Here is an 11,446-nt window from a genome sequence, read left to right as displayed (position 1 = left end):
GGGTGAACTCCGGAGCGGAACCGGTCAGGAGGAGTGCCGCCCCGTCATCAGACCCGCCCGGTTGACGGCCGCGGACACCGCCCGGGAGGAGGTGGCCACCACCCGTTCCAGCGGACCACGCCCCAGGGAGAAGTGCCACGCGGTGGCGAATAGTCCGGCGACACCGATCTGGATGGCGAACCACAGGACCGGCAGGGTCTCGATGTCCGCGAGGGTGATGAACACCAGGTGCGTGGCATAGAGCGTCAGCGTCATCGTCCCGGCGGCGATCATCGGGGTCAGGGCGTTCTCCGCGACCCGCGCCGCGTGGGTGAAGGTCTTCTCGCGGAAGGAGAGCTGGGCGGGGGAGAGCTCGCGGTCGTCGACAGGCGTGATGCCGGACGCGGCGGCGGCGTCGCTGACGCACCCGCAGTCCTGGGTGGTGGTGGGGACGCAGTCGCCGTCCGCCTGCGCCGGCCGTCACACGGACATCCCGCCCAGGCCGACGATGAGGGCGATGAGCAGGAGGATTCCGAGTACCGCGAGGAGGGGCAGCAGCGGGACTCCGCGGCGGCGGGAGCGGGGGTGTGAATACATCTTCTGCACCGGCACACCGACAGTGTAGGCCCGATCCCGTCCGGCGGGGGTGCCCCGAGGCGGGGTGCGGAGGGTACCGATGTCGGACAGGAGAAGTAAGGTGAACCGGGTGAATTACATTTCGACGCGTGATGCCTCCCGTACGCCAGCCCGATTCACCGACATCCTGCTCGGCGGTCTCGCCCCGGACGGCGGACTCTACCTGCCGGCCGAGTACCCGCAGCTGAGCGATGAGCAGCTCACCGCGTGGCGCGGCCTGCTCGCCGAGCGTGGCTACGCGGCACTCGCGGCGGAGGTGCTCAAGCTCTTCGTCGACGACATCCCGGCCGCTGACCTCGAGGCGATCGCGGCCCGGGCGTACACCACGCCGAAGTTCGCCGATGAGGACATCGTCCCCGTCACCCGGCTGGAGGACAACCTGTGGATCGGCCACCTCTCGGAGGGGCCGACCGCCGCGTTCAAGGACATGGCGATGCAGCTGCTCGGCGAGCTCTTCGAGTACGAGCTGGCCCGCCGCGACGAGACCCTCAACATCCTCGGCGCCACCTCCGGCGACACCGGCTCCTCGGCCGAGTACGCCATGCGCGGCCGCCAGGGCATCCGCGTGTTCATGCTCACCCCCGCCGGACGCATGACCCCGTTCCAGCAGGCCCAGATGTTCGGCCTCGACGACCCGAACATCTTCAACATCGCCCTCGACGGCGTCTTCGACGACTGCCAGGACGTGGTCAAGGCCGTCTCCGCGGACGCCGGCTACAAGCGCGAGCACCGCATCGGCGCGGTCAACTCCATCAACTGGGCCCGCCTCATGGCGCAGATCGTCTACTACATCTCCTCCTGGATCCGGGTGACGGAGAACAACGACGAGAAGGTCTCCTTCTCCGTGCCCACCGGCAACTTCGGCGACATCTGCGCCGGCCACATCGCCCGCCAGATGGGCCTGCCCATCGACCGGCTCATCGTCGCCACCAACGAGAATGACGTCCTCGACGAGTTCTTCCGCACCGGCGACTACCGCCCGCGCACCTCCGCGGAGACGATGGCCACCTCCTCACCGTCGATGGACATCTCCCGTGCGTCCAACTTCGAGCGCTTCATCTTCGACCTGCTCGGCCGCGACGCCGACCGCACCGCGCAGTTCTTCGGCGTCGACGTCAAGGGGGACGGCTTCTCGCTTGCCGACGATCCTGCGTTCCCCACCGCCGCCGACACCTTCGGCTTCGCCTCCGGCCGCTCCACCCACGCCGACCGCCTGGCCACCATCACGGACGTGTGGGAGCGCCTCGGTGTCATGATCGACCCGCACACCGCCGACGGCGTCCACGTCGCCCGCGGATGGGCCGATGAGGTGGACACCCCCATCATCTGCCTGGAGACGGCCCTGCCGGTGAAGTTCGCCGAGACCATCGAGGAGGCCACCGGCCGACAGCCGGAGGTCCCGGAGCGTTTCCGCGACATCCTCGACGCCGACCGCCACGTCACCGACCTGCCGAACGACGCCGAGACGGTGAAGAAGTTCATCACCGACTCCATCCGTACCACCGACGTCACCGCCGACCGCTAGGAGGACCGCCATGGGCATGGAATTCAAGATGAGCCAGGAGTACTTCAACGAGTTCGACCCGGAGAAGTTCGCCAACCAGATCAAGGAACAGGCCGCGGCGGAAAAGGCCGCCCGGGACGCGGCGAAGGAGGCCGGCCAGACAGGCACCGATGACTTCGACAAGGCCGACTGACCGGGACCGCTGGTGAGGCGAGACATCTGGGCGTTGACCTCCGCCATGGTGACGATGGGTGTGGGAACACTCATCTACCAGGGCGTCGACTACGACCGCACCCACCCCGCCCCGCAGGTGGTGCAGGCCCAGGCCCAGGATCTCGCCGCCGCCCCGTCCCTGCGGGTACCGGTCGCCAGCCCCTGGTCGCCCGGCACCGCCGTCACCATCACCACCACCCGCCCCGTCCCCGGCGAGACCATCCAGGTCGGCCAGTGCACCGTCGCCTACAGCTTCACCGCCGGCGAGCAGGCCTACGCCGTCACCGCCTCCCACTGCGGCAGCCCGGGTGACTACGTGTGGGCGACCGAGGACGGTGCCACCGCCGATTTCAGCGAACCGGTCGGCACCTTCACCTATTCCGACCTCTACGACCTGGAGACCAACTCCCTCGACGTCGGGCTCATCGAGATCTCCGACGCCCGCCGCGTCATGCTCGCCCCCGATCCCGGCGCCCCCACCGTCGTCGCCTCGGACATCACCGACCTGCCCGAGACCATCTGCAAGTACGGCACCACCACCGGCGAGACCTGCGGGCAGCCCCTGACCTCCTCCGGCGTGGAGATCCTCGCCGACAACCACGGCCTCGAACTCCGCGCCCTGGCCTCCACCGCCGCCATCTGCGCCCGCGCCGGCGACTCCGGCGGCCCCGTCTACGCCGACCTCGACGGTCAGCGTGTCATCATCGGCCTGGTCTCGGGCACCCGCGACGCCGCCGCTGAGCACCAGTGCGACGCCCCCGCCGGGCCCGACATGGCGATGTCCTACACCGCCATGCCCGGCATCCTCGAGGTCATCGACCGCGAGGTCCCCGCCGCCGAGTACCACACGCCCTGAAAGGACCCCCATGCCCATCCCGGATTTCATCGTCTCCCTGCGTGAGAAGATCGGCCACGAGCAGCTCTGGCTGCCCGGCGTCACCGCCGTCGTGGTCCGCGACGTCCCGGCGGACGCCCCGATCTGGGCCGTGCCGGAGGTCCTGCTGGTCCAGCGCGCGGACAACGGCGACTGGACCCCGGTGTGCGGCATCTGCGAGCCCGGCGAGCAGCCGCACGTCACCGCCGTGCGGGAGGTAAAGGAGGAGACGCGTATCGACGCCCACGTGGAAGCCCTCCTCGGTGTCGGCGCCGTCGGCCCGGTCACCTACGACAACGGGGACGTGACCAGCTACATGGACACCGCGATGCGGCTGTCCGTCGTCGGCGATGACACCCCCTCGGTGGGTGACGACGAATCCGTCGACGTCGGCTGGTTCCCCATCTCGCAGCTGCCGCCGATCAGCCCGCGCTTCCGTATGGTCATCGCCGATGCGGTGGCGCAGATGAAGCACCCGCACGGCTACCGTCCGCGGATGGGCTACGAGAAGCGGGACCGCTCCTAGGCCTAGGTGAAGTCGAGCCGGTAGTTCTCCGAGGTGATCAGCCCGATGCGCTGGAAGATCCAGGTGAACAGGAGCGAGCAGACGATCGGCAGGATGACGAACATGGCGACGATGATGGCCAGGTTCGCCGCCGACCAGCCCCAGCCCTCGTAGTTGAGGGCGGCGAGGGGGCCGACGAGCCCGGAGATGCCGAAACCGGCGGAGATCGGGGTGCCGGAGATCCCGACCGCGCCGCCGACGCCACCCATGACCGCGGCGGTGCAGGCGATGGGCAGGAAGTTGATGGGGCGCGACCAGATGGTGGCCATGTGCACCTTCGGCGAGCCGAGGACGGGCAGGAGGGAGGTGGCCACACCGTTGGCCTTCCACCCGGCGATGGCCAGGCCGAAGCCGGCGGCGACGACGCCGAGGTTGGCCGTACCGGAGGCAACCCCGTCCATGAAGATGGCGGTGGCGATGCCGACGGTGGAGATGGGGGAGACGATCGCCAGGGCGAACAGCAGCGCCAGGCAGATGCCCATGATCACCGGCTGCAGCGAGGTGGCGCCGTTGATGAGCTCACCGAGCCACACGGTGAACACCTTGACCACGGGGTAGGTGACCACCCAGCCGATGCCGCCGGCAATGAGGACGACGAGCGTCGACAGGAGCAGGATGGTGTAGTTGCCCAGGCGGGTGCCGATGAGCAGCACCACCCCCACGGCCAGTGCCGCGGTGATGCCGGAGTTGATGACCAGGCCCGTGCCCTGCAGTTGGAAGCCACCCTCGGGGTCGACCTGGGCGACGCCGCTGCCGAGGACGGCGGCGATGCCCACGGCCGCGGTCTGGATCTGGGTGAGGTGGAACTGCATGGCCACGAGCACGCCGATGAGCACCGGCAGCATGGAGGCGGCGAGGGAGACCAGGTGGATGACGGTCTCACCGGCGGGGAAGACCGGGAGCAGGGCCGTGAACAGTTCGCCGAGCAGGGCCTGCGGAACGAGCGCCACGACGACGGCGATGGAGATACCGTTGAGCACCTTGAGGGTGAAGGAACCGGCGGTCAGGGGCGGTTGCGTGGTCGGGGGATCAGGTGCGGCAGCGGTAGTGGTCACACCAATAAACCTAGACCACGCCGTCAGCATCGGTGAGGGCGCGGTGCAGCTGTTCCCAGGTGTCCACGAAACACACCGTCTCCAGCTCGGGCGGGCGGGTGTCATCGACGACGATCTCCGCCTCGTGCGTGCCACCGCACACCACCAGGTGCGGCGGCCCCGGTTCCACGCCGAGGATGAGCCGCCCGGCGACGGCCAGCTCGAAGATCAGCCGGCACTGTTCCTCGTTGGCAGCGATGTCGTGGACCTGGAGGTAGACGCTGGTCGCACCGACACCCAGCCAGGAGGTCTCGATGGCGGTGGCCTCGCCGCCGAGGACCGGAAGACGGCCGTCCGGGGCGTGGAGCAGCGGATCCGTCTCCGACGGGGCCAGCCCCCACCGGTCGAGCACCGCCCGGACGGCGGGAACGTCGGGGGCGTGCTCGAGAGCGACGAGGATGAGGAAGTGGCGGGCCACTATGCCTTCTTGACCACCGAGGACTTCAACTTCATCGGGCCGAAGCCGTCGATCCTGCAGTCGATGTCATGGTCGTCGGTGGTGTCGATCAACCGGATGTTGCGCACCTTGGTGCCCGTCTTGATGGGCTGGGCGGAGCCCTTGACCTTGAGGGTCTTGATCACGGTGACGGTGTCGCCGTCGACAAGCACGTTGCCCACCGCGTCCTTCACCTCCCGGGCCGTCTCCGCCTCGTCGGGGACGGCGCGGGTCCACTCGTGCCCGCATTCGGGGCAGACGAGGAAGGGGGCCATCTCGTAGGTGTACTCGCCGCCGCACTCCGGGCAGGGCGGCAGGTCCGGGTTCTCGGAGTGGTCGGTGCTCATGGCCTCAAGTATGTCAGCCGCGGCGCTCGAACAGGTCCTCCTCCGGCTCGGGTACCGCGGGGGAGTCATCGCCGCGGTACCGGACGCCCAGGTGTTCCATGAGCAGACGGAAGGCCCGGGCGTTGATACCGACGGTGAACAGCACAACCAGGGCGGCGCCGATGAACAGGACGGTGGAGGACATCTGGGGCCTTTCCGAACGGGGAGAGGGATCTGACGGTCGGGCCGGGATCAACCCGGGATCAGCAGTTGAAGTAGAGCTCGAACTCCTTCGGTGTCGGGCCCTGGCGCAGCGGGTTGATCTCGGCGTCGTACTTCAGGGCGATGTAGGACTCGACGAGGTCATCGGTGAACACGTCGCCGGCGGTGAGGAACTCGTGGTCGTTCTCCAGGGCCTCGAGGGAGGCCTCCAGGGAGTGGGGGACACGGGGGACCTCCTTGGCGGCCTCGGGGCCGAGCTCGTAGAGGTCCTTGTCCACGGCCTCGCCGGGGTCGATGCGGTTCCTGATGCCGTCGATGCCGGCCATGAGCTGCGCGGCGAACCCGAGGTAGGGGTTGCCGGAGGGGTCCGGGGCGCGGAACTCGATGCGCTTGGCCTTGGGCGAGGGCCCGGTGACGGGGATGCGGATCGCGGCGGAGCGGTTGCGCTGGGAGTAGGCGAGGTTCACCGGGGCCTCGAAGCCGGAGTAGAGGCGGCGGTAGGAGTTGACGGTGGGGTTGGTGAACGCCAGGACCGCCGGGGCATGGGCGAGCAGGCCGCCGATGTAGTGGCGCGCGGTCTCGGACAGGCCGGCGTAGCCCTCCTCGTCGTAGAAGAGGGGCTTGCCGTCCTTCCACAGTGACTGGTGGGCATGCATGCCGCACCCGCCGTCGTCGAGAAGCGGCTTCGGCATGAAGGTGGCCACCTTGCCGTGGGCGTCGGCGGTGTTCTTGACGATGTCCTTGAACGTCTGCAGGTCATCCGCCGCGCGCAGCAGCGGCGCGAACCTGTAGTTGACCTCCTGGATGCCGCCGGTGGCCACCTCGTGGTGGAAGCGCTCGATCTCGAAGCCGACCGTGGCGAGGTTGTGGGCGATCTCGTCGCGCACGGGGATGGTCTTGTCGTAGGGGGCGGTGGGGAAGTAGCCGTCGTTGACACGGATCTTGTTGCCCAGGTTGGGGGAGCCGTCGATCATCGTCTCGGCATCCGAGTTCCACCAGCCCTCGTCGGAGTCGACCTCGTGGAAGGAGCGGTTGACGCCGGTGGAGTAGCGCACGGAGTCGAAGACGAAGAATTCCGCCTCCGCACCGATGAAGCAGGTGTCGGCGATGCCGGTGGAGGTCAGGTACTCCTCGGCCTTGCGGGCGACGTTGCGGGGATCGCGGGAGAAGGGCTCGTGGGTGAACGGGTCATGCACGAAGAACTTCATGTTCACCGTCTTCCGGTGCCGGAAGGGGTCGAGGTAGGCGGTGGACACGTCCGGCAGCAGCGTCATGTCGGACTGGTCGACGGAGGTGAACCCCGCCACCGAGGAACCGTCGAAGGCGAAGCCTTCCGCGGCGGTCTCCTCCGTCAGCGCCGACGCCGGCACGGTCAGCGCGTGCTCGGTGCCAGGCAGGTTGGTGAACCGGATGTCCAGGTATTCCACCTCCTCGTCGCGCAGGTACGTGATCAGGTCGGAGATGGTGGAAAAGGACACGGGATGCTCCTCGGTGGTTCGGGGTGTGTCGAACTGGGGTGGGATCAGGACAGGGTGGGCGATTCCCACAGGTTCAGCGTCGTGCCGATGCCCTTGTCCAGCGCGTTGTGGTAGACGTCGAAGGCCCAGGCGACGTCCTCGACGGGCATGCCGCCGATGGAGTAGCAGAAGATCTGCTCGTCGTTTACCCGCCCCGGGGCACGGCCGGCGGCGATGTCGCCGATGTTGACCAGGCGCTCCTCCGGCAGGGTGCCCTCCTCCTTCATGTCCCACCACCGGTTGCCGGGGATGCCGAGCAGGTCCTCGTAGGTGACGTCGGGTCCGTTCTCGTTGAACCACTCGTTGTACAGGCCGGTGTAGTCGACGACCAGGTTGGCCTCGTCGGAGAGGATGAACTCATCGTCGAAACGTGCGGCGGCGGGGCAGAGGATGAGCGCGCCGGGCTTGATCCACTCGCGCTTGAAGTACGGGAAGCCGGAGGGGCCGTCCTTGGAGGTGGAGGTGCCGGCGATGAGGATGTCGGAACCCTCGATGGCCTCCTGCTCCGTGTCCACGACGGTGACGGACGCCAGCTGCGGGAAGTTCTCCCGGAACCAGTCGGCGGCGCGTTCGGTGGACTTCGGCGAGCGGCCCTTGATCTTGAGGTTCCTGATCGAGGGGCGCTGGGAGAGGGCGGAGGCGAAGATCGTCCGCGCCATGACGCCGGGGCCGATGATGCCGACGGTCTCGGCGTTCTCCACGGCCAGGTGCTTGACGCCGACGCCCGGGACGGCGCCGGTGCGGTAGGCCGACAGCAGGTTCGCGGACATCATTGCCTTCGGGGCGCCGGTGACGGCGTCGTTGAGCACGAACACGTGGATCGACCGCGGCAGGTCATGCTCGCGGTTCTCGGTGTTGGAGCCGTACCACTTCACACCCGCGGAGCGGAAGCGTCCGCCGAGGTAGGCGGGCATGGCCATGAAACGGCGGTCTGGTCCGTCGGCGGGCATGCCCTCGTGCTCCGGGTTGGCGGGGAAGTTGATCTGGGCGCCGTGGGAGTTCGCGGAGGCGCCGGCCATGCGGTAGTCGCCCTCGGCGAGCAGGATGAGCGTCTCCTCCATCGTCTCGACGCAGGCGGCGGAGTCCGCCACCCCCGCCTCAATCATGTCGGGCTCGGACAGCCACAGGACATCGATCTTGGGGGTTCCTGCGTAGGGGTCGGTGGGGGTGGTGCTCACTCGTGCCTTTCCGAACCGCCCGTCCGGCGGTTCTCATCATTCGGATCCGGGTTCCCCACTACGGTACATAAGTTTCACCTGCCAAAATCCTCCCCAACCGCTGGCCGGGGTTATGGAACGGCGTCGTGCGAGGTGACGCGGGGGATCCGCCGGCACCCCTGTTCGGGTGACCATGCCCCCGCGTATCGACGCCGCCGTGCCCACCCCACGCCGCCTCCTCACCGTGATCCCTCAGCCGGCCGGTTTGTCCGAGGGCGCCCACGCCGGTACTATTGAAAAGCAGTTTCAATAGATTTTCAACAAGACACCAGGAGATCCCGTGCGGACCCACCAGATCCTCGGCACCCTCGCCGCCACCACCCTCGCCAGCCTCGCGCTGACCGCCTGCTCCACCGACGACGAGGATTCTACCGGCGGTGACAACACCGGGGGCGCGTCCGTCGTCGCCACCACCACCCCGCTCGGCAGCGTCACCGCCCAGATCGCCGAATGCGCCGAGGGCCAGGCCACCACCCTCATGCCCGTCGGCGCCGACCCGCACGACTTCTCCGCCTCCTCCGCCCAGATCGCCGACCTGGCCACGGCCGACCTCGTCGTGGCCAACGGCCTCGGCCTCGAGGGTGGCCTCGACGCCGCCCTCACCCAGGCCGAGGAGGACGGCGTGGAGGTCCTCCACGTCGCCGAGGACGTCGACCCGCTGCCCTTCGGTGAGGAGGAGGGCCACGATCACGGCGACCTCGACCCCCACTTCTGGCTCGACGCCGCCCGCATGGCCTCCGCCGCCGAAATCATCGGCGCGCGCGTCGCCGAGGTCTCCGGCGACCAGGCCTGGGCCGACTGCGGCACCGAGGTCGGCTCCGAGCTCACCGCACTCGACGAGGAACTGCGCGAGACCCTCGCCGCCGTGCCGGGGGACCGTCGCACGATCGTCACCGACCACGACGCGTTCGGCTACTTCACCGAGGCCTATGACTTCGACTCCGCCGGTGTCGTCGTCCCCGGCGGTTCCACCGAGGCTGAGCCCTCCTCCCAGGAGCTCGCCGCCCTGGCCGGCGTGATCACGGACGAGGGTGTCCCGGCGATCTTCTCCAACACCGCCGTCAACCCCGGGCTTGTCGACGCCCTCGCCGCCGAGGTGGGTGACGACATCACCGTCGTCCCCCTCTACGTCGGCTCCACCGGCGAGGAAGGCTCCCCGGCCGGCGACTATCAGGGCATGATGCGCGAGAACGCCCGACTCATCGTCGACGCCCTCGCCTAGAGGGGACTACGTTTAACTCGTGATCGACTGGCTTGTAGAACCGTTTCTGCTGGGATTCCAGCAACGCGCCCTCATCGGTGGCCTCATCGCCGCGGTGATGAGCGCGACCGTCGGGGTCTGGCTCGTGCTGCGGGGCATGAGCTTCTTCGGCGACGCCTTCGTCCACGGCGTGCTCCCCGGCATCGCCGCGGCCGTGGTGTTCAACTTCAACCCCATCCTCGGCGCCGCCGTCGCGGCCGCCGTCATGGTGGGGGCGGTGGAACTGATCCACCGCCACACCAAGCTGCGGGAGGACACCGCCATCGGCCTGCTCTTCGTCGGCATGATGGCACTCGGCGTGGTCATCATCTCCCGGTCGAGCTCCTTCACCGGCTCGCTGACCAGCATCCTCTTCGGCGACGCCCTGGGGGTGTCCTGGGACGCCATCCGCCAGCAGGCGATCCTGGCCGCCGTGGTCATCATCGGCTCGCTCGTCCTCTACCGTCCGCTACTCGCCCTGTCCTTCTCCCCGGTCAAGGCCGAGGCCCTGGGCATGCGGCCGAAGCTGACGCATGCATTGCTGCTCGTGCTCATCGCCACCTCCGTCATCGGCAGTTTCCAGGCCGTGGGCACGATGCTCGTGTTCAGCCTGCTGGTCGCCCCGCCGGCCACCGCGGCCCTCATTTCCCGCTCCATCCCCATGATGATCGCGCTGTCCGCGTCCATCGGCGCGGTCTCCGTGGTCATCGGCCTCATGCTCAGCTACCACTGGGGCACGGCCGCCGCCGCGACGATGGCGCTGGTCCCCATCGTCGCGTTCCTGGTCATCATGGAGGCCCAGTACCTGCGCCGCCGCTTCCGTCGGCAGGCCGAACCCGTCCCGGCCCAGGAGGTCACAGCAGCATGAGCACGTTCGCCACCGGCCGTGGCCTCCAGCTCGGGTACGAGCGCGTCACCGCCGTCGCCCCCTCGGATTTCAGCATCCCGGCCGGGAAACTCACGGCCATCATCGGCCCCAACGGTTCCGGCAAGTCGACGCTGCTCCACGCGCTCGGCGGTCTCATTGAGCCGCAGGGCGGCCACCTCGAGGTCCTTGGCGGTTCGCCGGAGGCGGCGAAGTCGCGGGTCAGCTACGTCATGCAGTCGGTCGCCTTCCCCGAAGGCGTGCCCCTGTCGGTGCGGGAGGTGGTGAAGATGGGGCGCTACCCGTCGAGTGGTTGGTTCGGCCGTTTCTCCGCCGCCGACCGCGACCGCGTCGACCGGGTGATGGACCGCCTGCGGGTGACCGATCTGGCCAGGCGGCACCTGGAGGAGCTGTCCGGCGGCCAGCGTCAGCGCGTGTACGTGGCACAGGGCCTGGCCCAGGACCATGAGGTGCTGCTTCTCGACGAACCCCTCACCGGACTCGACATCGTCTCCGCCCGGACCATCGACGAGATCATCCACGACGAGACCGAGTCCGGGCGCACCGTCGTCCACACCACCCACGACCTCGACGAGGCCAACGCGGCCGACCACGTGGTCCTCATGTCGGGCCGGGTCGTCGCCTCCGGGTCGCCGGCTGAGGTGCTCACCGAGTCCAACCTCCGGGTGGCCTACAACCTGGGCGAGCTCCACGAGTCGACCGGTCTCATCGTCGACGACCCCCACCGGGCCTGCTGA

General features: G+C 68.6%; 15 protein-coding genes. 7 read left to right on the top strand and 8 right to left on the bottom strand.

The genetic code is table 11. The annotated features are described in order from the left end of the window. Positions 1 to 24: 24 nt before the first annotated feature. The gene (locus QP029_RS13435; RefSeq protein ID WP_284874755.1) at positions 25 to 273 is read right to left on the bottom strand and encodes a hypothetical protein; all 249 of its coding nucleotides are present in this window, start codon (positions 271 to 273) and stop codon (positions 25 to 27) included. 186 nt (positions 274 to 459) lie between these two features. Continuing rightward, positions 460 to 591: a hypothetical protein gene (locus QP029_RS13430; protein ID WP_284874754.1), complete on the bottom strand. Its 132-nt coding sequence runs from the start codon at positions 589 to 591 to the stop codon at positions 460 to 462. A gap of 94 nt (positions 592 to 685) precedes the next feature. Between QP029_RS13430 and thrC the strand changes: the two genes are divergently transcribed. Genes thrC through QP029_RS13410 form a run of 4 tightly spaced genes read left to right on the top strand, consistent with a single transcriptional unit; the run spans position 686 to position 3,732 of the window. Next, complete coding sequence (gene thrC, locus QP029_RS13425; protein ID WP_284874753.1) at positions 686 to 2,140, top strand: threonine synthase; 1,455 nt, start codon at positions 686 to 688, stop codon at positions 2,138 to 2,140. Positions 2,141 to 2,150: 10 nt separating this feature from the next. After that, the gene (locus QP029_RS13420) at positions 2,151 to 2,312 is read left to right on the top strand and encodes a hypothetical protein (RefSeq protein ID WP_284874752.1); all 162 of its coding nucleotides are present in this window, start codon (positions 2,151 to 2,153) and stop codon (positions 2,310 to 2,312) included. Positions 2,313 to 2,324: 12 nt separating this feature from the next. After that, on the top strand, positions 2,325 to 3,188 hold the full coding sequence (locus tag QP029_RS13415) for a trypsin-like serine protease (protein ID WP_284874751.1): 864 nt from the start codon (positions 2,325 to 2,327) through the stop codon (positions 3,186 to 3,188). A 10-nt stretch (positions 3,189 to 3,198) separates the two neighbouring features. Beyond that, positions 3,199 to 3,732, top strand: coding sequence for an NUDIX hydrolase (locus QP029_RS13410; protein ID WP_284874750.1), 534 nt, complete (start codon positions 3,199 to 3,201; stop codon positions 3,730 to 3,732). Positions 3,733 to 3,734: 2 nt separating this feature from the next. On the opposite strand, the gene QP029_RS13405 is transcribed toward QP029_RS13410, so the two are convergent. The 6 genes from QP029_RS13405 to QP029_RS13380 are packed head-to-tail and all read right to left on the bottom strand — an operon-like array spanning position 3,735 to position 8,472. Continuing rightward, positions 3,735 to 4,826, bottom strand: a complete 1,092-nt coding sequence (locus tag QP029_RS13405; RefSeq protein ID WP_284874749.1) for a PTS sugar transporter subunit IIC — start codon at positions 4,824 to 4,826, stop codon at positions 3,735 to 3,737. Between the two features lie 10 nt (positions 4,827 to 4,836). Continuing rightward, the gene (locus tag QP029_RS13400) at positions 4,837 to 5,283 is read right to left on the bottom strand and encodes a hypothetical protein (RefSeq protein WP_284874748.1); all 447 of its coding nucleotides are present in this window, start codon (positions 5,281 to 5,283) and stop codon (positions 4,837 to 4,839) included. Then, entirely contained in the window at positions 5,283 to 5,648 is a 366-nt protein-coding gene (locus QP029_RS13395) for a zinc ribbon domain-containing protein YjdM (RefSeq protein ID WP_284874747.1), read from the bottom strand. The genes QP029_RS13400 and QP029_RS13395 overlap by 1 nt, the downstream gene beginning before the upstream one ends. A 13-nt stretch (positions 5,649 to 5,661) precedes the next feature. Next, positions 5,662 to 5,832: a hypothetical protein gene (locus QP029_RS13390; RefSeq protein WP_284874746.1), complete on the bottom strand. Its 171-nt coding sequence runs from the start codon at positions 5,830 to 5,832 to the stop codon at positions 5,662 to 5,664. A 58-nt stretch (positions 5,833 to 5,890) separates the two neighbouring features. After that, a complete protein-coding gene (gene glnA, locus QP029_RS13385; protein WP_284874745.1) occupies positions 5,891 to 7,327 on the bottom strand; it encodes a type I glutamate--ammonia ligase in 1,437 nt (478 codons plus the stop codon). A 44-nt stretch (positions 7,328 to 7,371) separates the two neighbouring features. Continuing rightward, positions 7,372 to 8,472 (bottom strand): ornithine cyclodeaminase family protein, encoded by a 1,101-nt coding sequence (locus QP029_RS13380; protein ID WP_284876265.1) that lies wholly within the window; start codon positions 8,470 to 8,472, stop codon positions 7,372 to 7,374. A 391-nt stretch (positions 8,473 to 8,863) separates the two neighbouring features. Here QP029_RS13380 and QP029_RS13375 point away from each other — a divergent pair, with 391 nt between their 5' ends. From QP029_RS13375 to QP029_RS13365, 3 genes are read left to right on the top strand one after another with little or no spacing between them, the layout of a single operon-like run. Beyond that, positions 8,864 to 9,805: a metal ABC transporter substrate-binding protein gene (locus QP029_RS13375; protein ID WP_284874744.1), complete on the top strand. Its 942-nt coding sequence runs from the start codon at positions 8,864 to 8,866 to the stop codon at positions 9,803 to 9,805. 19 nt (positions 9,806 to 9,824) lie between these two features. Next, positions 9,825 to 10,691, top strand: a complete 867-nt coding sequence (locus QP029_RS13370) for a metal ABC transporter permease (protein ID WP_284874743.1) — start codon at positions 9,825 to 9,827, stop codon at positions 10,689 to 10,691. Then, on the top strand, positions 10,688 to 11,446 hold the full coding sequence (locus tag QP029_RS13365) for a metal ABC transporter ATP-binding protein (protein ID WP_284874742.1): 759 nt from the start codon (positions 10,688 to 10,690) through the stop codon (positions 11,444 to 11,446). Before QP029_RS13370 ends, QP029_RS13365 begins: the two co-directional genes overlap by 4 nt.

This window comes from Corynebacterium suedekumii (genome assembly GCF_030252185.1).
Lineage (GTDB): Bacteria > Actinomycetota > Actinomycetes > Mycobacteriales > Mycobacteriaceae > Corynebacterium > Corynebacterium suedekumii.
Note: the sequence above shows the minus strand (reverse complement) of the source record. Positions and strands in the feature narration are given on the sequence as shown.